This is a genomic window from Anabaena catenula FACHB-362 (assembly GCF_014698735.1).
Classification (GTDB): Bacteria; Cyanobacteriota; Cyanobacteriia; order Cyanobacteriales; family Nostocaceae; genus Anabaena; species Anabaena variabilis_A.
In genome coordinates this window covers 39,061-60,438 of sequence record NZ_JACJTQ010000027.1, presented here as the reverse complement: position 1 = coordinate 60,438, position 21,378 = coordinate 39,061, and the positions used below count along the sequence as shown (strand labels likewise).

Genomic DNA, 21,378 nt, shown 5'->3' with positions numbered 1-21,378 from the left:
TGGCAATTTATATAGTGAGTAATGGAAGCTGGCAAATTTGAACAGCTTCTATTTTTGTTTTGTAAAAATTATAGCTTGTAGCAATCTTATATACAGCAGGGAACAGGGTTGAAACTCTGTTTTTATATGGCTTTGTTATTACATTGTGTAATACCATTTCTTTGTGAGCCTGCGCCAAATTTTTTAATCTTTTATTTCTTTCTTTGCTACGCAACGCTACCGCGAACGCGTCCTTTGCTTCGCAACGCTACCGCGAACGCGCCTTCGCGGTTCGTTTCCTATCTAATTTGGCGCATCTATGGCTACGCCACGCAAGCTATCATAGAGAGTTGGTATAACTCCTGCAACCTGAAATCTGCTGTAAATTGTAAATCCTTTGTAAAAAATTAAAAGTTTATAAAAACTATATTAGTTTTTACGGATAAATATAAACTTTATATAAAATTTATATAAAGATTGAATAAAGATTTTATTTTTTCTATAAACTCCAGGCGCAGATGTAGGAAAATTTGGAAATGAATCATAGTAGATTAAGATAAACAGTGAGGAAATGTAGCTTTTTCTTTTAAGTTCTCTTGTGTAAAATTTTCAGATTTATGACAATCTGCTGATGAGAAAATACTAGTCTTAGGCTAGTCTAAGAAATAGATTGCTTCCTTACCTGATCTTAGCTACTTTTAGGCTTCAATCCTTAAAACAGGTTTTACCTCATTGTTGAGTAATCCAAACTCAACTTACTTAAATATTTGGATGTTCAGATATGAACCTGCATGGCAGCGTTCAATAACATCCTCACAATTAGAGTTACCAGCAGGCTCTAAATTGTATTACTGTGAATATCAACTAAGGGCAAATGGCTTGACAACATAATATGGTGGTTGCGCTAGGTATTAGGAAAGGCTAGAAATTATTGCTTTTTACTGTTCTAGGTTTGTTACCAAATACTGCTGTTTAATAGAAAACAGCTATCTTGCTGCATATTGTTCAAGGATGCTTACCACTGCTTAAAAACTATCTACTCCAGAAAATTTGGAGGATAGGGAAAACCCAAAATTACATGATTTGCATCAGGATGTTTGATAAAAATTTCTCCGAAACAAAGATTTTTAATATCGGATATGGATGGAGCAAAATTTGATTAAATGGCGAAATACTTGCCTGGATTTTCAGCAAGCTAGGGGAGAAAGCCAGAGTCTTAATTGCAAATCATGTCATAAATACTTGGTTAGCCGCAATTGGCTAATTAATTTTGCATCTGGATTTTAGCAACAGATGTCAGGGATAAACTTGCCCAAATTTCACAATAATAGACGGCAACTGGTAAGAATTATGTCATTTTCTTCAAGTCAAAACAACGCTTTTGATATTTACGATGCACACGAGAGCAAGTTTTTAACACCGTTTCAGCGGAAGGCGCTGCTGAAGAACTTGCAATCTAATATACAACCAGAATATCGGCGACGAATTGAAATTATGTTGTTAGCAGATATGGGTAAATCTCAATCTCATATCTGTGAAATTATCGGTTGTTCTCAAGAGATGGCGCGGTACTGGATAGGTATAGCTGAGGCTGGTATGGCACATAAATGGAATGAGCGACCGATAGGTAGACCAAAGACTGTTAATCATCAATATATTGAAAGATTGAAGGAATTGGTCAGTCATAGTCCGCGTGAATATGGCTATGCTTTTGGTTACTGGACGGCTCAATGGTTAAGTAAACATTTAGCGAATGAATTGGGAATTGAAATTAGCGATCGCCACATTAACCGCTTACTTAAACAAATGGGACTTTCGACTAAACGCAAAAGTTCCCATCAACCTACAAATGTTCAAACTCAGGATGCTGGTATCACAATTGGCGATTTGCAATCTAGCTCTGAACCTAGTTTCAATTGGTCATTTAATTTGATTCAGACCAATAACTATTAGTGTTTTGGAGGTAAGGAAATGCCATCAGCGTTTTCTCAGTCACAGTTAGTTGAACAAATCACCCAAAGTTTGGGTGAGTCACTCTCAGAACAAGAACTTGAATCTTGTGTTCAAGCATTAGAAATTATCGAACCACCAATAGCCAAGCAGTTTTGGCAATCTACAACAGCAGCACCGGGAATTTATCTTGTGCTGACGGGTAAAGTAAGACTGCTAGATGGTTTGAATAATTTAATTACCACTCTTGGATCTGGGTCATCATTTGGGGAATTGACTTTATTTCCCGAACAGGAATTTAGTTCCTATGTGGCCAGAGCTTCTGTTAATTTAAAAGTGGGTTATCTTTCCCAAGAGGTAATTAAGCAGTTTGCTAATGTAAGTGAGCGCTTGCTTATTAAGGCTGAACTTTGGGATACACTGATGTTATTGTGCCAAAACACTGCTCTACCTCGCCATGAATCGGTAGAGGAGATGTTAAAAGCACTGTCTCTATTTGAAAGGCAAAATCTAGAAACTGGTTCCCTAAACGCCAAAACCACCAAAGATACTAAGCTTTTGCTAGTGCGTCAAGGAGAACTCCAGCATTCTCAAGGACAAGTTTTAATACCAGGTACTATTTTTGTCAATTCTCAACAGGGAAGTTGGCAAGCAACTCAACCTGCGATCGCTTACATTTTACGTCATGATCACTGGATAGCGGCGCTAAAACACTGGCCACAATTAGCAGAATTAATTGACACCCCAGAGCGTCCAGAGATTCCTATTCCACAACCACCAAAGCGGGAAATTCCCGCCAAAAACCGCAATGTAATTCAATTTCCCCAAGCAACGACACAGACACAACCACAGCCGAAACAACGCCAAACCTACTTTCCCAGTCCTACAGTCACTGCGGGCAATTGGTGGCGCAAAGTTAGCAAACGTTATCCATTTTTTGAGCAACAAAGCGCCTCTGACTGTGGTGCAGCTTGCTTAGTGATGATTAGCCGTTATTGGGGTAAAAACTTCAGTATTAATCGCTTGCGGGAACTTGCCAATGTTAACCGTGCTGGTGCATCAATGGGAAGTTTAACTACAGCGGCTGAAAGTATTGGGTTTGCGACTCGTCCGGTAAAAGCCAGTTTAGATAAATTAGCACAACAACCCCTACCGGCGATCGCACATTGGGAAGGTAAACATTACATCGTCGTCTATGAAATTACCAAAAAACGGGTAATTGTTGCTGATCCCGCCATCGGTCAACGTCACCTAACTATTGGGGAATTCAAAGCCGGTTGGACAGGTTATGCGTTGTTATTACAACCGACAAACTCACTCAAAGAAACCCCAGAATCTAATACAACCTTTTGGCAGTTATTTGATTTAGTTAAACCGCACTCCCAAGTACTCCTAGAAGTATTTGTGGCTTCGGTATTAATTCAAGTCTTTGGACTGGTCACACCTTTATTTACTCAACTATTATTAGACCGAGTAATAGTCCAGGGTAGCACCATTACTTTAAACACCGTTGGTTTTGGGTTGCTAATTTTTGGCTTATTCCGTGTTGTCATCAATGGACTCAGACAATATTTACTAGACCACACAGCTAACCGGATTGGTGTAGCATTAATGGTAGGTTTTATTAAACATACATTTAGCCTACCTCTGTCATTTTTTGAGTCGCGTTATGTTGGCGATATTGTTTCTCGTGTCCAAGAAAATCAAAAAATTCAGCGTTTTTTAACTGGAGAAGCACTATCTATTGTTTTAGATTTGCTGACCGTGTTTATTTATGTGGGGTTGATGTTTTGGTACAGTCCGCCTATGGCTTGGATGACCTTAGCAATTGTACCGCCTTTTGTGTTATTAGCACTAGTGGCTACACCCTTTTTACGTCGCATTAGCCGTGAGGTTTTTACAGCAGTAACAAAAGAAAATAGTTACTTGATTCAAAGCCTGTCAGGGATTTCTTCTATTCGCTCAATGGCCATTGAACAAACAGTCCGTTGGCGTTGGGAAGAATTACTGAATAATTTGACGAAAAAAACCTTTAGTGGTCAAGTAATTGGTAACCAACTACAAATTCTTAGTTCTACTATTCAATCCATAGCGAGTACAGTATTATTATGGTTTGGAGCTTGGTTAGTCATTCAAAACCAATTAACAATTGGGCAATTAGTGGCTTTTAATATGTTGCTAGGCAACATTATTCAGCCTTTTCAACGGTTAATTGTGCTTTGGAATCAAGTACAAGAAGTAATTGTTTCTACAGAGCGGATTAATGATGTTTTAGAAGCTGAACCCGAAGAAGATTTATCAGCCCAAACCCGCCATATTTTACCCAGCTTACATGGGCGGATTCGGTTTGATAATGTGACTTTCCGTTATCATCCCGAAAGCGAGATTAACATCCTCGAAAATTTAAGTTTTGACATTTTACCTGAGCAAACTGTAGCAGTTGTAGGGCGGAGTGGCTCAGGAAAAACTACTCTTTCTAAGCTGATTTTAGGTTTATATCCACCGACAGATGGTAGAGTGTTAATTGACAATCAAGATGTGACTAGTATTTCTTTGCAATCGCTGCGATCGCAAATTGGAGTTGTTGACCAGGAAACCTTTTTGTTTGGGGGAACAATTCGGGAAAATATTAGCATTGCTCATCCCGAAGCGAGACTAGAAGAAATTATCGAAGCAGCGCAGCTTGCAGGTGCAGATGAGTTTATTAAACGCATGGCTATGGGTTATGAAACCCAAATAGGTGAAGGTGGAGGAATGTTATCAGGGGGACAACGCCAACGTCTAGCAATAGCCCGTGCTTTACTTGGAAATCCGCGCCTTTTAATATTAGATGAAGCTACCAGTCATCTGGATGCAGAATCTGAGCGAATTATTCAGAATAACCTCAAACAAATCCTCCAAGGACGTACAAGTTTGATCATTGCCCATCGCCTTTCTACAGTACGTCATGCTGACCTAATTTTAGTTTTAGATCGCGGCGTTTTAGTGGAAAGTGGTACTCACGAAGCATTAATTGCCAAGAGAGGTCATTATTTCTATCTCAACCAACAACAACTAGCACAAACAGGTTGATAAATCAGGTAAATTACCGTAAGGATTCAGGATACAGAATATTTGATATAGCAGGGAACAGGGAACAGGGAACTCTTAACAGAAGAGAAAAATATTCTTCTTCCTTCTTCCTCCTGACTCCTGACTCCTGACTCCTGAATTCTTACAAATTACCTGGCAAGTACTCATGAATTATCCATTTATACCTGACTTTCAATCAAATGTAGAGACGTTGCATATAACGTCTCTATTATGTGTGCAAGATTTTTTATTTAGTGTTAATTAGGGGTTTTCTGTGTAGTCGAAGTTAATAAAAAAATAATCCACAATTCAAAATTGAAGATTAGTTATGCCACAATCAACTTACAATTCATCATCAGCCTTTGTCATATCCGGACAGGCTCAATCTTCTACCATTCAAAATGAGAAACAGACAACAGATAAACCAAAGGACTGGTTTTATGGAACTGAAGAATTATTAGATGCTTTACCGAAAGCATGGACACGCTCAATGTTGTATTTGCTAATTAGCTTTACAGCAATAGCCCTACCCTGGACAATGTTTGCCCAAGTTGATGAAACAGGAAATGCTAGTGGACGAATTGAACCCAAAGGTGCAACCCAAAAAATAGATAGTGCAGTCACTGGTAGTGTCATCGCTGTCAATTTTCAAGAAGGCACAACCGTTAAAGCCGGACAGGTTTTAGTGGAGATGGAATCTGATGTTTTGCGAACAGAATTGCAACAAACACAAGCCAAGCTAGAAGGGTTAGTAAATCGCCAAGCACAATTGGAATTACTCAAAAATCAAGTATTGCTGGCGATTAATATCCAAGAACAACAAAATCAATCTCAAAAATTAGAAAAATTAGCTCAACTTAATCAGGCACGACAAAATTTGGATGCTAAAAATAGTGCATATAATTTGCAAAAATTGGAAAAATTAGCTCAAGTTGATCAGGTAAAACAAAGCATAAATTCTAACCAAATTGCTCATAGGTTAGCCAAAAGTCGTTTGAGTCGAGATTTTTTAGAAGTTTCACGCTATCGTCTACTTTTACAACAAGGTGTAATTCCCCAAACCAAAGTTGTGGAATTGGAAAAGACAGCGGAAGAAAGTCAACGTTTGCAGGAAGAAGCAAAAGCTAATATTCAACAAACTCAGTTGCGTTTACAAGAAGAATTGAGTCGCTATCAGTCAATTATGAATCAAGCCAGGTCAGATATTGAGCAGGCAAAACTCCGCTTACAAGAAGAGGAAAGTAGCTATCAAAGCGTGGTTCAGGCAGGTAAATTGACGTTACTGAAAAACCAGGAACAGCTTAAGGATTTGCAAACACAAGTTACTACTATTAAATCAGAAATTGCTCAAACCAAGAGCCAGATTACATCATTGCAATTGCAGTTACAGCAACGCGTAGTGCGATCGCCTATTGATGGCATAATCTTTGAATTACCCATTAAAAAGCCAGGATCTGTTGTTCAACCCGGACAAATGATAGCTCAAATTGCACCTAAAAATGCTGCTTTAATCTTGAAAGCACAAATGGCTAGCCAACAAAGTGGTTTTGTCAAGGTGGGAATGCCAGTTAAAATCAAGTTTGATGCTTATCCTTTCCAAGAATATGGGGTAGTCCAAGGGCGCGTTACATGGATTTCACCTAACTCAAAAATTCAGGAAAATAGCCCCAATCGTCAAGAAAGTTATGAGGTAGAAATTGCATTGGAACAACCTTATATTCAAGTTGGCAACAAACGTATCCTCTTAACACCTGGGCAAACAGCAACTGCTGAAGTAATTGTTCGTCAGCGTCGAGTTATTGACTTTATCTTAGACCCGTTTAAAAAGCTACAAAATAACGGGCTAGAGCTTTAGTAATTAGCCATTAAGTCTAACTTCAGTAAGTAGATGATCAATACACTTAATTGTTGGGGTTGTTGACTGTTAACATAGCAATGTTAGCAGTTAACATTTAAATTACTTAAAATTATAGATTTTTTTTAGTTTATTTTGCCCAGATAAAGTTTTTTCCTCACAAAAATATATCATCATATCATCATTTTTCATTAACTTTTTTATCTATCAGGAGATAGAGATATTTTTTCATAAATTAATTAAATCTAATATTATTGAAATGCCTCAATAATTCTTGTTTACCATATAAAATTAAGAGAATAATACCAAATTGCTATAACTAGAATTGTTTCTACCTGTTCAAACTACCTAGCCAACATTTAGCCGAAATCGGAAGTTAAAATTCACAAACAAAAATTGGTATCATTGAAGGAATTAGATTATGTCCAAGCTGGTAATTGTTTCTCCTGAAGATATTCTTTACCATATCAAAATATCTTGCCAAATTCCTAACTTACTAGAAGCGATCGCTACCAGAAAAATTATTGCTGATACTGCTGTCAAAGAAGGTATTAAAATCGAGATAGAAGAACTGCAACAGGCAGCAGATAGCCTGAGATTAGCTAACAAATTGATTAAAGCAGAGGAAACCTGGGCATGGTTAGAAAAATATCATCTTTCTTTGGATAACTTTGAAGAAATAGCTCATACTAACTTATTATCTGCAAAATTAGCAAATCATTTATTTGCTGATAAAGTTGAACCATTTTTTTATGCTCATCAACTAGATTACACTGGGGCAGCTACCTATGAAGTGATATTAGATGATGAAGATTTAGCTCTAGAAATATTTTATGCTTTACAAGAAGGAGAAATAACTTTCCAAGAAATTGCTCGTCAATATATCCCAAATCCAGAACTTCGTCGTGCAGGAGGATATCAAGGTATCCAGCAACGTAGCGATTTTAGACCAGAAATTGCTGCCGCTATTTTTGCTGCAAATCCACCGCAAATTCTCAAGCCAATAATTACACCTAAAGGAGCGCATATATTGATGGTTGAGGAAATTATTAAGCCACAGTTAAATGAACAAACGCGCCTAAAAATTATGGGCGATTTATTTACAAATTGGGTACAACAACAAATTACAACATTAGAAATTGTCGCCAAGCTAGTAGAAGAAACACATCCTCAATCTTCTCCCGGAATATTAAGTGAGGCCAGCTAATATTATAATGTCCGGTTAAATACTGATCATTAGAGGGGGACGGGTCGAGTTTTTTCAACAGCAATTAGCCGGACTTGATATAACAGCTAAATTTTTTATTAAGAGACGTTACTAATCATAAAGCCGAGAACCTCTAACTAATTAATAAGAGATTCTCGGCAGATTATTAACTATCAGGCATTGCAGAAACTGTGTAAATCTGGTTTTTGAAATTGCCCAATACCTACAATTTATTTAGAGCTATGTTTACTGTTACTCGATTTAATCCAGCTTAATTTAATATTGGATAGTTTGACTTTTTGCTCATCAGTGTCATGATGATTATCTTCACCTAAAATACAGTTTTCTTTCAATAAGTTGCTGTAGGTTTCATGGGGTATGTATTCTAGAGGATCATAACCTGAAAAATGAAGAAATAAAACACAAGCCCAAGAATAGTTACCCAGAATAATGGCTTTGATAATCTGTTGAAATTGTGTATGTTTAAATATCTTATCTAGCCGTTTATTTTGCTCAAAATTTTGTTTAATCATACCATTACCTCTTGAATTTAAACTGAAACTATCAACTTTACTTATAGCCGTGGACAGGGTAGTTAGGACATCAATTGATAATGAAACTCCCACTACAAGAGGGTTTTACTCCTGACTCCTGAACCGAAGGTCTGCGAAGCGTCTCCTGACTCCTGACTCCTGACTCCTGCTATAGTGCCAACAATTATGGTATGTCATTAAATATGCTTAATCAATTTCAAGCATATTTAATATGGTTTAATTACCACAATGGAGTGTAAATATCCTTAGACTTAGCATTGAGATAAGGACGTTGCAATTGAATTTTCTGTAATGAAAAATGTTTGATAATGGATGCCAACCGACCTTCTGGAGTATTCTCACCTTGCTGCCAAGCAGCAATTAAACCATTAGCGATAATTTGACAGCGATGGGTACCAAAACTTTCTTGTTCCCCAAATTTTTGGTCTGGTTCTTCAGCGCAAGCTAAACCTGGTGCTAATAGCTTAGTAAACAAAGGTACTTGCTCCAAAAAATAGGATTCATTTTCTGTATAGACCCTTTTTAATACTGTGTTAACTACATCATATTGACCTTTATTAAAGTAAAGCACGGCTGAGTCATAACGTCTATAATCGGAGGGATTATATAGCGCTTTAAAGGAAAAGGAAATCGGGATTTTATTTAGTTGGTCTGTTAAACTTTCCATAACTGATGCCGCCCCTTCTGGTGTTAAATTAAAGTAAACTCGTGTAATCTCATGATTATTTTGGGAGCCTGCATTAGCTACTGCCATATAAAATCCGTTTTGTACCACATTCTTAGGCATTCTAATAGATACAAACTTGCCAACAGTTACCTCTTGGTTCGTTGGTAACACATGCAAGTTGGGATCAACGTGCAATGTTAACCCATTCTTCTGCACTGCCAATGTGCTATCCGTTTCTTCCCTGACTACCTGCCAGTTATGACTCCAGTAGCCTTCGCTTTTGTTCCTGGTATGCAACCGATCATAAAATTCTAAATCTACGCCGAATAAGCTGTTATTTTCGAGATTTTGCTCCAATTTATCATTTGTTTCTATAGAGTCAGAGCCGATGTTAGGTTTTGAAGCGGCGTTATAATAAGCACTGTATAGAAAATTACGCAGTTGTAACTTCAAATGCTGTTGCTGCATCTCCAACGGTAACTGCTCAAAACGAGAGACGACTGACTCTGGCAATTCTAAGGATTTGTACTCTGGATGCTTGATACAGTGGTGGGATTCAATTGTAATCTGATTCACCATATCTTGTAGCGATGTCTGCAATGGCTCTGGCAACTCTGAAAGTTGACTGTGTAGGGAATTTAATAGTTGCATGGGTCTATTAGAGTCTAGGGTGGATTTAAGCTGGAGATAAGCTTGTGGGAATTAAGTCTGATGTTTCCATCCCAAAAATGGTGATGATAGATGGTTGGGGGCGACATAATAAACTCTTGGCCACTTGGAGAATGCAGATACCCGAATTACCAAAAGTTCTCTCATGTTGCAGTATTGCTTGAATAGACCTAATTAAGGAAAACCCGCAGAATTGTACAACTAGCGGCAAGAAATCAGGACGAAGCTCTATAATTTCCGGGAAGTTAGCCAAATATGCGGTTACCAAAGATGTGAGGGAAGGTTGTAGCAGTTGTAAGGGAATCGCCGCTAAACGTAAAGACTCTTCAATCGGTATCGTTTTACTAGTTACCATACTGTGTAGCCAAATTTGTAGATAACTAGCAATTATTGCTCCTAAATCACTAGCAGGATCTCCCCAAGTAGCGCGTTCCCAGTCAATGAGGCGAATTATACTGTCACTCAAGGGTGATTGGTGGTCAATTATGGTTTCCCAATTTAAGGAGATCAGAATATTGTTCAGCTTGAGATCATTGTGAGTTAAACAACAAGGGGTAAAAGTAGCACTCAAATTTGCGATCGCTTTTCCAAGATTATCGTAACGTTGATAGAGTGTAAAAAATTTCAACCCATCAGCAGGAACCATGCCAAATACTTCTGGTGTAATTCTATTTAATTCTCCTGACAGGTTAGAACTTGTAATATTTGTTGTATTCTCGGTCTTTTGGAAGAAGTCCCGATAGTCTTGATGATTGAGAGTTAAACGATGAATTGATGCTAAAGTCGCTCCAATTGACTGAGAAATATCAGTGGAGAACAGATTTTCTTGAGTATAAAATTCACTCAGATCACGATAGTCATTGAGATAATTGAAAACAATGATGGAATTTTCAGCGTCAAAATGAATCGCTTCTGATAAATATGAGCGTAGATGACTAATTTCTGGGAATGTCCGGCAAAAATTATGAACTTGCCATTCGTCGAAGAACTCACCACGAGTTTTACCTTCTCGGTTGAGACGTTCTTGTTTCACCAGAAGTTGACGACCATCGGGTAAGCTGACTAATAAGTTAAAGTTTTTGGCAGATTTTAGCTCAATTTTACTCAATGACTGTTCTTGCTGATTACACAGTCCTTGAGAAATTAGATAGTTAAAAACATTTTGAGAGCTTAAGATAAATGGCATAGGATCAAATGATGATGAAACTATTGATAAATTGCTGTTGTTGTATCAATAAACCATAAAGACACCATGAGGCTATTCCAGTCGCAATCGTATACCAAATTTTGTTGGTCATATGAAAAATTCAAACTTAAGAAAGTCTGATTTGAACTGGTTTTTTATCGAAAAAATAGACTAAATTAGTCCTAATCCTTGTTTATGAATGAAGTTGTTAGAAACGAAATAGCATCGATAGCTGCAATCACCAAGATAAACTCAAGAGCCTTAACACCAACTTCTACAATTTGAGGACGATAGTTATCTTGACCACCAAACACAGATTGAGAATCCAGAGTAGTTAGTTCATTAAGAAACACTTCTGAATCGAGAGGATGCAGATCAGCAATGATGATTCGTGCCATTTATTTAATTTTGAAAAATGGGATTGTTTTTAACAGGCTCTCTTGGTTTAGTGGTAATTCAGAGAATTTATGTGAATAACATAAATTATATTTACCTTTAATCCCAAGAGAGCCGTCTAGCTCAGTAGTAAACTACAAAGCTATTAGTACTTGCTGTCGCTGTAGGACTTAGCTAAGTAAGTGATATGACCAATGCCATATACATTTACAAAAGCTTCAGCCAATTTTGTTAATGTGGAAATATCGCTAACATCGCTGCCATAATATCCACCGTAGATGGAATTGACATCGCTCATTTCGTTGAGAAAGCTTTCGGAATCTTGGAATAATTCAGAACCAGTTGCTTGTAGTTCTGAGAGTTTAATACTTGCCATAATTTCCTCCTAAAAGACTTGTTTTCAGTAATTTAAAGTCAGCGACAAAGCTATTAGTACTTGCTGTCGCTGTAGGACTTAGCTAAGTAAGCGATATGACCAATGCCATATACATTTACAAAAGCTTCAGCCAATTTGGTGAATGTGGAAATATCGCTCGCGCCGCTGCCATAATATCCACCGTAGATGGAATTGACATCGCTCATGTCGTTGAGAAAGCTTTCGGAATCTTGAAATAATTCAGAACCAGTTGCTTGCAGTTCAGACAGTTTAATACTTGCCATAATTTCCTCCTAAAAGACTTGTTTTCAGTAATTTGAAGTCAGCAACAAAGCTATTAGTAGCCGTAACCATCGCTGTGGCTATAGGACTTAGCTAAGTAAGCGATATGACCAATTGCATATACATTAACGAAGGCTTCAGCCAATTTGGTGAATGTGGAAATATCGCTCGCGCCGCTGTCATAATATCCACCGTAGATGGAATTGACATCGCTCATGTCGTTGAGAAAGCTTTCGGAATCTTGGAATAATTCAGAACCAGTTGCTTGCAGTTCAGACAGTTTAATACTTGCCATAATTTCCTCCTAAAAGACTTGTTTTCAGTCTGTAGAACTTGTGGAAGCAGTTAAGGTTGTGTTTTCTTAACCGATGCTTCTATTTTTATTGATAGAAATCTCGAAAATCAAGGCTTAGAGCTATGTTTATCAGACATTAATCATGATTTAATGTCTGGGAAATCTGACTATATAATCTATTTATATTTTGTTCCGGTTTGCCTGTGGCTGATATCATGTCTGGTAAATCATCAATAATCTAAAGATGTTGCATACTACCTCTCTACATAGATTCACCGTTTTTGATTATGGGCTGCAACTGATACTGTTTCACTTTAAGGTGGATACAAATGGACTGACGCGGTGACGGGGAGAGGGGGAGATTCATGTGTAGCTTTAATTAAGTGAATTGATATGAACATTAGATTAGGGCTGAATGCTCTAATTTATATTCATCACTGCTGACATAAAAATATCCCCGATTTCTTGAAGAAGTCGGGGATCTGAATATTTGAGGTTAGTTATCCAGCTAATTTGTTAAAACTCTAATTCTGTTTGCCCCAAATTATCAAGTGTTTGATTGAGTTCCAATCTCCAGTTCTGCACACTCTTATTTACGTCTTGCAGTAGTGCTGAAAGCTCACTCCTATCTGTTGTACTTGTTCTCCTATTTCTGCCTCTTCTGTAGGCGATACCGCCATTGATATTCTTCATTTGTGCAGAAGTTAGGTCATGAATAAGCTGTGCTTCACTACTAGAGTATAGGTCATAAATTTGTATGCCCATTTTTGAATCACCTCCTGAAATACTAGTATGGATAGAATCAAGCCACAATTTTAAAATCCTCCTCTTATATTTTCTAATTTTGTCCCATAAATTCAAGCTTTGGCGAGTAATTTTGAAGACATAATTTCAGGGATTTTGTCTACAAAAAAGCTCTAAAAAACAAGATTCCCAATTTCTCTAAAGAAGTCGGGAATCTCATCAGTAAATATTGGGTAGTTTTAATTCTGCGCTTGGGTTTGAGAACTGGGAATAGTGACATCTATGGGTGTCACCTTAGCAGTTAACTCTGTCAATGGTGGTTGAATGGCGGTTTGATTACCCACTACTAGGGTGACTAAATTTTCTGGTTTGAGGTATTTTTGTGCTACTCGTTGGATATCCGCTGTTTTTGTGGTGGTGACGGCTTTTTGATAGCGAAACAGAAAATCAGCCGGATAACCATAATATTCGTAGCGCATCAACCGTGATAAAGTTTGGGCTGGGTCTTGAAAATTGAACACAAAAGAGTTGAGTGTAGACTCTTTAGCAAATTGCAATTCTTTTTCTGTTACGGTTTGAGTTTGCAGACGTTTTATTTCTGTTTGCAAGGCTTTGATAAACTGGACTGTAGCATCGGAGCGAGTTTGTCCACCAGCGATAAACATTCCAGGGTAGTCAAAGCGGGGACTCCACATACCATATACAGAGTAAGCTAAACCTTGACGCGATCGCACTTCATTAAATAATCTACCCCCAAATCCATTTAACACCCCATTCATTACATCTAAGGCCGCATAGTCAGGACTATCGAATTTTCCACCTAGATGTCCAACCAGAATATTACTCTGTGTCAGTTGGGGTTGATTAACAAAAAATACCCCTCCTAAATTAGCTGGTGATACTTCGGGTAATGGGGTTTTAGCGATTTTAGAGTTGGGTTTCCAATCGCCGAGTTGACTTTGGATGAGCGATCGCATTTTTTTGGCGTTAAAATCTCCCACAATCCCTAAAATCATATTATTGGGATAAAAGTATTCCTGATAAAACTTCAGCAAATCCTCACGGGTAATTTTATCCAAAGTCGCATATTCAACGGTACGAGCATAGGGACTATTTTGACCATAGATTAATTTCCGAATTTCCCGACTGGCAATACTGTTAGGATTATCATTGCGCCGAGCAATATTACCTTTAACCTGGGTTTTGATAAAATCCAACTTTTCTTGAGCAAACGCCGGTTCTCGCAACACTTCAGCAAATAGCCCAAACACCGTTTCTAAATCTTCACTCAGACTTTCAAAACTAGCACTACCAGCAGCTTCACTCATACTAGTTTCTACTGAAGCCGCCCGTTGTTCCAATATCTCATTTAACTGATCAGGCGAATGCTTGAGAGTTCCACCCACCCTGATTACTGAACCCACAAGATCAGCTAAACCAGTTTTCTCCGCTGCTTCCCAACGGCTACCTGTCCTCACAAGCGCCGTACCACTCACCAAAGGTAGCTCATGATCTTCCATCAAATACACTACCAAACCGTTATTCAGTACAAACCGTTCATACTTGGGTAACTTAATTTCCGGTAAAGGTGCAAACTGTAAATCAGTGTAATGCTTCGCTGCTGCTGTCGCCGCCCTAGAAAAATTAAACGTTAACAGTAAAGCAATCACCAAAACCGAAATAAAACGCCAATTCTTTGAAAATTTCAATTTCTTACCTTTCACCAAAAAATTCAACATAATTTCTCTATTTCTCTCTTCTCTTTTTCTCAATTTCGTGAAAACAGCAAGAAGCAAGAAGGGAGCACAGGAAGAAAACTCACCTTCTTCCTATCCTTCTTTACTGTCACCTGTCACCTGTCAACTGTCACCTTCTTCGACAACAACTTACCAACCGTCCGATTTTCCGGCGTAAACGTCGCCTGTGCTACCCGCTGAATATCCGCAGGAGTCACCAACGCAATTTGATCCAACTGCTTAAACAAATTCCGCCAAGAACCAGTTTTTACTTCATATTCCAACAACTGCTGCGCCATTCCCATATTGGAATCTAGACTTCGCAATAAACCCGCCCTCGCTTGAGTCTTAACCCGCTGTAATTCAATATCCGTTACAGGCTGGGTTTTCAAACTCTCAATTTCCTGCTTTAAAGCCACCGCCAATTCATCAACTGTGTGACCAGGAGCCGTGAGAGCATAAAATAACATCATATTGGGGTATTTATCCCCCGGAAAGCCACTGGAACCCTGAGCCTGAAGAGCTAAACGCTGTTTTTCTACCAAGGACTTATATAAACGTGAAGTGCGTCCATCACTCAACAAACTGCCAATAATTTCATAAACTGCATTATCAGGATGAGTAACTGCTGGACGGTGATAACCTTCTAAATACCAAGGTTGAGAAGGTAGTTGTAAGGTAACTTCCCTGGTTTCGGTTTGCTTTGGTTCTGCGGGAATTTGGGGCTGGGCTTTAGGTTTAGCTTGATAACGCCCAAAGTAAACTTGTGCTAATTTTTTCACCTCAGTCGGGTTAACATCGCCGACAATAGCGATCGTTAAGTTGCTGGGGACATAGTAATTGTCAAAAAACTTCTTGACATTTTGCGGTGTTAAATTACGAATATCTTCGTCGTAACCAATTACCGGTCGTCTGTAGGGATGGACTTTGAAAGCCGTATCGACAAATTTCTCGATCATTAAGCCGATAGGAGAGTTTTCCACTCGCATTCGGCGTTCTTCCAAAATTACATCTTTTTCTTTATAAAACTCCCGAAATACAGGTTCTAAAAATCGATCTGATTCCAGAGACATCCACAATTCCAACTTATTAGCAGGAAAACTGTAAAAATAACGAGTTGCTTCCCCAGATGTGGTGGCGTTTAAGCCTACTCCTCCCGCTTGCTCAACAATTTGCCCCATTTCGTTTTGCTTAACTAGTTTGAGGGCTTGAGATTCTACTGATTTAAACTCAGTTTGTAATTTTTCTAAATCATCTTTTTTTCCTTGGGCTTTAGCGATTCTAATTTGGCTGTCTAATTGTTCTAATCGGTCTAGTAGTGGTTTTTCAGCTTTATAATCTGTAGTACCAATGCGTCTTGTACCTTTAAATGCCAAATGCTCTAGAAAGTGTGCGACACCAGTTTGTCCATCTGGTTCATCTATGCCACCAACATCAGCATAGGTAAGAAAGGAAACTACTGGCGCTTGATGTCTTTCTAAAACAATAAACTTCAACCCATTATCGAGACGAAACTCTGTTAACTCCTTAATTACTCGATCTAAATAGGGTTGAATTGATGTTTGCTTGGGTTGTAGCGCTGTAGCGATTTCTGGCATTAACCCCCAACAAAATATCATCATCGTCAAAGCAGTTGCAAACAGACGACGAAAGATTGGAGACGGAGATAATTGCTTGGATGATTGAGAGTGGAACTTGTTAGCACTACCGATGAACCAATCCCAAATCCAAAATCGTTCGACTGAGCGCTTAAGCCGAAGTCCAAAATTTAAAATTGCCTGATTCATAAGCAAAAATTAAAGTAAAGTTACACTTCGTGAGAAATAGGCTAATTAGCAAACAGAGCGTTAATCTTGTATTAAGCTTTCTGTGCTTTTTGTATTTGACGTTAGACAATAATTGCTACAAGTCATGTTCCTGAGATATAGCAATAACTACCATGCGAGTTTTTAATTCTCCTCCAACATCAGAAGCGCAGACGCGCACCCGCATTCTCCAAGCGGCACAAAAGTTATTTGCTGCTCAGGGATTTGATGGTACAACCACCCGTGATTTAGCACAAGCCGCAGGTGTAGCTGAGGGTACTCTGTTTCGTCATTTTTCCAATAAGAAGGCGATTTTGGTCGAAGTAGCAACGAGTGGCTGGGTAGACATTCTCACAGATTTGCTGACAGAATTGAGTGAAATGGGCAGTTATAAGGCTGTAGCCCAAGTGATGCGCCGGCGAATGTGGAATATGCAGAAAAATGTGGAGATCATGCGAGTTTGTTTTATGGAAGTGCAGTTTCATCCAGATTTGCGCGATCGCATTCAAACGGAAGTCATTGATAAAATGACTGATGTGGCTGAAGCCTTCTTTCAAACGGCCATGGATAAAGGTATCTATCGTCAGACAGATGCCAAATTAGTGGCTAAGGTATTTTTAGGAATGTTTGCGATCGCAGGTTTTTCTGATAATACCCTCCTGGAACCTAACGCATCCCCCCAAGAAATGCAAAAAATGGCCGAAGGACTCGCTGATATTTTCTTGAATGGTGTACTAGCGAAGGAGTAGGAATTTGAGTCAGGGAGCAGGGAGCAGGGAGCAGGGAGCAGGGAGCAGGAAGAAGAAAGATAAATACTCTCCCCATCTGGAGCGTCCCCGTGTCCCCGCGTCCCCATGTCCCCGCGTCAGTCCTAATGATAAGTATTCAAGCAGACACGATATTACCAATTACCTTCGCTTGTTGACTCCATTGTTGTACTAACTCAATTGCTGGACACAAATCTCGGCGCTGCAAGGTTGCTACTTGCAAGCGCATAATTTGTTGGTGCAATCTGTGAGTGGGAGTTTGTGCTAACTGTGTTACAGAAGCAACACCCGCATGGAGTAATAAACCACAATATTGGATTCCCACACTGGGAAGACTTGCTAAATCTGCCAGTGCTAACCACTTATTTACATATTGAAGATGTACTTGTAATTTACTAGCCAAAGCTACTCTGGCTTCTGGGGTTTTTCCTTGTTTGACTAGCTCTCCTGTGGTAGAAATGCCACAACTTTGGAGTTGGGATTGTTCCTCTTGGCTTAATCCAGGTAATTTTTCAATCGGCCAAGTGCAAGCTTCCAGGAAGAGACGCTGGGTTTGGGGTGCATTCCGCTTTATCTCTGTGCGTACAAGCGGACGAATATCATCTTCTGGAAGGGAATTTCTACTATGTTTCTGTTTAGTGGTCATTTTTTTAGTTTCAACATAGGTTTATTGGCCTATTGTGACCTAAGAAAAAGTAATTAATTCACCACGCATCACTGTTACTGCTTGTCCAGATATAAAAACGCGGTTTTCACCAGGATAATAGACCTTTACTACTCCACCCCGACTAGAAGCCTGATAAGCCAAAAACTCATCTTTACCCAACTTATTACGCCAAAAAGGAGCAAGACAACAATGAGCCGCACCAGTCACAGGGTCTTCGTTAATCCCTAAACCCGGTGCAAAAAAGCGAGAGACAAAATCGTAATCTGAGCCAGATTTGGCTATGCTAGTAACGATCATATCAGTCACAGGTAATGTTTTCATTAACTGGAAATTTGGCTGCATTTCTCGCACTAACTCCTCAGCTTCTACTTCCACCAAATAACCCAGAGAATTTTGATAAACAGATTTATAAGGTATTCCCAAAATCTGACTCAGTTCCGAAGGTGCTTCTACAGGTTGTGAGTGATTGACAGGAAAATCTAACTCAATCCAATCACCTTGCAGCTTGGCAGTTAGTACCCCACTTTTAGTATAAAACCGCGCCTCATCATCAGGTGATAAATGCTGCTGTGACCAAAGTACATGAGCGCTGGATAAAGTTGCGTGACCACAAAGGGGAACTTCTACCGTTGGTGTAAACCAACGCAAATTAAAACCATTATCTTGTCTTACTAAAAAAGCCGTTTCTGATAAATTCATCTCCTGGGCGACTTTTTGCATCCATTCACTAGATTTAGGAATGTCTAAAATACACACAGCCGCAGGATTACCAGTAAATGGAGTATCAGTAAAAGCATCAACTTGAATAATGATTTGGTTCATAAAAATAACTACTCAAAACTTATAACTCAAAACCTGAATTTCTGTACTTTCTGGTAAAGCCTTAGAGTTAATCGCTACAGCGTCACCATTACTTCTTCTCACATTTACACCTGGCATCAAATTGAGAAAATCATCTATCGGTGTAATCTCACAACTAGCGGACTCAGCAGCCCTTGTGCGGTAATGGGTGGGAATTACTAGCCGGGGATTTAATACTCCAACAGCTTGCTTTGCTTCCTCGGCATTGTAAGCTTTAGCACTACCTCCCACGGGAATCAAAGCCAAATCAGGACGACCCATGAGGATTTTTTGCTCAATGGAAATAGGTGCAGCCGCGCCCCCTAAATGTAAAATATCAATTCCCCCTTGGTTCCACTTCCAAACGGTATTTTTTCCAAATTGCTTGCCACCTTTGCGGTCATGGTCTATGGAAATTCCTTGGAACTTAAGACCTTTAAACTCATAAACACCAGGTTCATAAATCAGCTTGGGATTTCCCGGTAGTCCCTCTACTGCACCTTCATCCAACAGTTGGCTGCTAATCAATACCAAATCTGCTGCAACTTTTGGCAGACGATATCCAGCCGTACAGCCGACAGTCCGAAATGGATTGACGAGAATTTTCACACCACTACCTGTAAACAGAAAGCAAGTGTGACCCAACCATTGAACGGATACACCACTAGATTGGGCATTAACCCGAAGGTGGGAACCTAAATTAGTAACTAATGCTGTCACCAAACCTGCCCCAGCATAGCCCATCAACTCTCGTCGTTTCATTAACTACTCTCTCGTCTGTAATTGTTCCAGAAAATTCCGCAGTAACTGCTTACCCGAAGAAGTCAGTACACTCTCTGGATGAAACTGGACTCCCTGAATGTGAGGATAGTTCCGGTGTTGTACTCCCATAATTGTGCCATCTTCCACCCAAGCGGTGATTTCTAATACTTCTGGGCAAGTTTCGCGGTCAATCACCAAACTATGATATCTGGTGGCGGTAATGGGATTTTCTAATTCTTGAAAAACTCCAACTCCAGTGTGGGATACCTGGGACGTTTTACCATGCATCAACTCTGGTGCAGAAACGATTTTACCACCGAACGCCTGACCGATACTTTGATGTCCTAAACAAACACCTAAAATCGGTAAACTAGCTCCCAATTCAGTAATTATATCTAAAGAAATTCCTGCATTTTCTGGACGACCTGGCCCAGGGGAAATTACCACTGCATCAGGATTTAACACCCGAATTTCATCTACAGTTATTTTATCGTTACGAAAAACTTTCAAGTCAGATGCTATGGGGAAATCTACTGCTAGTTCTCCCAAATACTGCACCAAATTATATGTAAAGCTATCGTAATTATCAATGACTATAATCACAATTTTTACCTGATGTCATTTAAATCAAAAATATCCATAACTATCAATCAGCACCAAAGCGGAATTAAAAATTAAAAAAGCAGATTAAACCAGCTTTTTAGGAATTTTTAATGGTTAAGTAGAAAGGCACAAAAAAACCGAACTATGTAACGAAAAGTAAAGTTGCCCAAAAACCTCTTTCCTTCTGCCTCCTGCCCTTCGGGTTCAGCAGTTGCTCATAGGGGAAACCCCCAAGACCGCACTGCTTCACCTCCTGCCTTGTCATAACGACAATTTTTAACGCCAACCTACTTAGTTGACTTACGCTGTGCTGCACTGGAGGTACAAAAATTATCTAAAAATTGGTCATGATTAAAGCTACTAAAGGAGGTAGTAAAAGTGTAGCTGCTACCAATAAAGATGCCAAAGCAGATATCAGCACAGCACCAGCAGCACAGTCTTTAGCAACTTTGGCCAAGTCGTGGTAGGTTTGCTTAACTGTTAAGTCTACCAGGGATTCAATGGCTGTATTCAATAACTCCAACGTCAAAACTAAACCGCTAGTAATAGCAATGATGGCTATTTCTACAGCTTGTAGATGTAAAAAAATACTTAAGCCAATAGCGAAAGCGCATACACTGAGATGGATACGAAAGTTCCGTTGAGTTTGAAAACTATAGGTTATTCCTGCCCAGGCATACTTAAAACTAACAAATAAATTAGAGGCTATCTGCCAGGAAAGTTCCCGTTCTTTTGACACAAGGGTTGGTAAGCGGTTTGGTGTTGAAGGTGGCGAAACTTGTTGTGACATGGGCTGCATAACACAAAATATTATAAGGTGGGAATCGTAGTCAATGAATTTTGGATTTTGGATTTGCGTCACCCGGATCTTCATCGGACATGAACGTAAAACCAAAAATCTCTAATCGCCTGTTTTGAAATCTAAAATTGCTGCTTGATTTTAATTTAAGGGCGTAATTCAACTTT

General features: G+C 39.1%; 20 protein-coding genes. 5 read left to right on the top strand and 15 right to left on the bottom strand.

The window, feature by feature from the left end:
* The first annotated feature begins 1,329 nt into the window (after nucleotides 1-1,329).
* The 4 genes from H6G68_RS17220 (at nucleotide 1,330) to H6G68_RS17205 (ending at nucleotide 8,063) form a co-directional block, all read left to right on the top strand.
* Nucleotides 1,330-1,932: a helix-turn-helix domain-containing protein gene (locus H6G68_RS17220; RefSeq protein ID WP_190907740.1), complete on the top strand. Its 603-nt coding sequence runs from the start codon at nucleotides 1,330-1,332 to the stop codon at nucleotides 1,930-1,932.
* An 18-nt stretch (nucleotides 1,933-1,950) separates the two neighbouring features.
* Complete coding sequence (locus H6G68_RS17215) at nucleotides 1,951-5,001, top strand: ABC transporter transmembrane domain-containing protein (RefSeq protein WP_190907739.1); 3,051 nt, start codon at nucleotides 1,951-1,953, stop codon at nucleotides 4,999-5,001.
* Between the two features lie 328 nt (nucleotides 5,002-5,329).
* On the top strand, nucleotides 5,330-6,856 hold the full coding sequence (locus H6G68_RS17210; RefSeq protein ID WP_190907738.1) for a beta-barrel domain-containing protein: 1,527 nt from the start codon (nucleotides 5,330-5,332) through the stop codon (nucleotides 6,854-6,856).
* Between the two features lie 421 nt (nucleotides 6,857-7,277).
* A complete protein-coding gene (locus H6G68_RS17205) occupies nucleotides 7,278-8,063 on the top strand; it encodes a peptidylprolyl isomerase (protein WP_190907737.1) in 786 nt (261 codons plus the stop codon).
* Between the two features lie 230 nt (nucleotides 8,064-8,293).
* Here the strand turns inward: H6G68_RS17205 and H6G68_RS17200 are convergent, their stop codons facing one another.
* From H6G68_RS17200 to H6G68_RS17155, 10 genes are all read right to left on the bottom strand, one after another.
* Nucleotides 8,294-8,596 (bottom strand): HetP family heterocyst commitment protein, encoded by a 303-nt coding sequence (locus tag H6G68_RS17200; RefSeq protein WP_190907736.1) that lies wholly within the window; start codon nucleotides 8,594-8,596, stop codon nucleotides 8,294-8,296.
* Nucleotides 8,597-8,837: 241 nt separating this feature from the next.
* Nucleotides 8,838-9,935 carry a T3SS effector HopA1 family protein gene (locus tag H6G68_RS17195; RefSeq protein ID WP_190907735.1) on the bottom strand — a complete coding sequence of 366 codons (1,098 nt, stop codon included), beginning with the start codon at nucleotides 9,933-9,935 and terminating at the stop codon, nucleotides 8,838-8,840.
* 25 nt (nucleotides 9,936-9,960) lie between these two features.
* Nucleotides 9,961-11,139 (bottom strand): phosphotransferase, encoded by a 1,179-nt coding sequence (locus tag H6G68_RS17190; RefSeq protein ID WP_190907734.1) that lies wholly within the window; start codon nucleotides 11,137-11,139, stop codon nucleotides 9,961-9,963.
* Nucleotides 11,140-11,321: 182 nt separating this feature from the next.
* Nucleotides 11,322-11,537 carry a hypothetical protein gene (locus H6G68_RS17185; protein WP_190907733.1) on the bottom strand — a complete coding sequence of 72 codons (216 nt, stop codon included), beginning with the start codon at nucleotides 11,535-11,537 and terminating at the stop codon, nucleotides 11,322-11,324.
* 143 nt (nucleotides 11,538-11,680) lie between these two features.
* Nucleotides 11,681-11,911, bottom strand: coding sequence for a hypothetical protein (locus H6G68_RS17180; RefSeq protein ID WP_190907732.1), 231 nt, complete (start codon nucleotides 11,909-11,911; stop codon nucleotides 11,681-11,683).
* A 53-nt stretch (nucleotides 11,912-11,964) separates the two neighbouring features.
* Nucleotides 11,965-12,195 carry a hypothetical protein gene (locus tag H6G68_RS17175; protein ID WP_190907731.1) on the bottom strand — a complete coding sequence of 77 codons (231 nt, stop codon included), beginning with the start codon at nucleotides 12,193-12,195 and terminating at the stop codon, nucleotides 11,965-11,967.
* A gap of 53 nt (nucleotides 12,196-12,248) precedes the next feature.
* On the bottom strand, nucleotides 12,249-12,488 hold the full coding sequence (locus H6G68_RS17170) for a hypothetical protein (RefSeq protein WP_190648239.1): 240 nt from the start codon (nucleotides 12,486-12,488) through the stop codon (nucleotides 12,249-12,251).
* A gap of 516 nt (nucleotides 12,489-13,004) precedes the next feature.
* The gene (locus H6G68_RS17165) at nucleotides 13,005-13,253 is read right to left on the bottom strand and encodes a hypothetical protein (protein ID WP_127051679.1); all 249 of its coding nucleotides are present in this window, start codon (nucleotides 13,251-13,253) and stop codon (nucleotides 13,005-13,007) included.
* Nucleotides 13,254-13,471: 218 nt separating this feature from the next.
* Nucleotides 13,472-14,971, bottom strand: coding sequence for a M16 family metallopeptidase (locus tag H6G68_RS17160; protein ID WP_190907730.1), 1,500 nt, complete (start codon nucleotides 14,969-14,971; stop codon nucleotides 13,472-13,474).
* A 113-nt stretch (nucleotides 14,972-15,084) separates the two neighbouring features.
* A complete protein-coding gene (locus tag H6G68_RS17155; protein WP_190907729.1) occupies nucleotides 15,085-16,755 on the bottom strand; it encodes a M16 family metallopeptidase in 1,671 nt (556 codons plus the stop codon).
* Between the two features lie 152 nt (nucleotides 16,756-16,907).
* On the opposite strand from H6G68_RS17155, the gene H6G68_RS17150 reads away from it, so the two are divergent.
* Complete coding sequence (locus H6G68_RS17150; RefSeq protein ID WP_190907728.1) at nucleotides 16,908-17,522, top strand: TetR/AcrR family transcriptional regulator; 615 nt, start codon at nucleotides 16,908-16,910, stop codon at nucleotides 17,520-17,522.
* Nucleotides 17,523-17,658: 136 nt separating this feature from the next.
* Here the strand turns inward: H6G68_RS17150 and H6G68_RS17145 are convergent, their stop codons facing one another.
* The 5 genes from H6G68_RS17145 to H6G68_RS17125 form a co-directional block, all read right to left on the bottom strand.
* Nucleotides 17,659-18,186, bottom strand: coding sequence for a DUF4332 domain-containing protein (locus H6G68_RS17145; protein ID WP_190907727.1), 528 nt, complete (start codon nucleotides 18,184-18,186; stop codon nucleotides 17,659-17,661).
* 39 nt (nucleotides 18,187-18,225) lie between these two features.
* Complete coding sequence (locus tag H6G68_RS17140) at nucleotides 18,226-19,029, bottom strand: PhzF family phenazine biosynthesis protein (protein ID WP_190907726.1); 804 nt, start codon at nucleotides 19,027-19,029, stop codon at nucleotides 18,226-18,228.
* 12 nt (nucleotides 19,030-19,041) lie between these two features.
* The gene (locus H6G68_RS17135; RefSeq protein ID WP_190907725.1) at nucleotides 19,042-19,809 is read right to left on the bottom strand and encodes an MBL fold metallo-hydrolase; all 768 of its coding nucleotides are present in this window, start codon (nucleotides 19,807-19,809) and stop codon (nucleotides 19,042-19,044) included.
* Nucleotides 19,810-19,812: 3 nt separating this feature from the next.
* Complete coding sequence (locus H6G68_RS17130) at nucleotides 19,813-20,412, bottom strand: glutamine amidotransferase-related protein (protein WP_190907724.1); 600 nt, start codon at nucleotides 20,410-20,412, stop codon at nucleotides 19,813-19,815.
* Nucleotides 20,413-20,746: 334 nt separating this feature from the next.
* Complete coding sequence (locus H6G68_RS17125) at nucleotides 20,747-21,202, bottom strand: diacylglycerol kinase family protein (protein ID WP_190907723.1); 456 nt, start codon at nucleotides 21,200-21,202, stop codon at nucleotides 20,747-20,749.
* Nucleotides 21,203-21,378 lie beyond the last annotated feature (176 nt).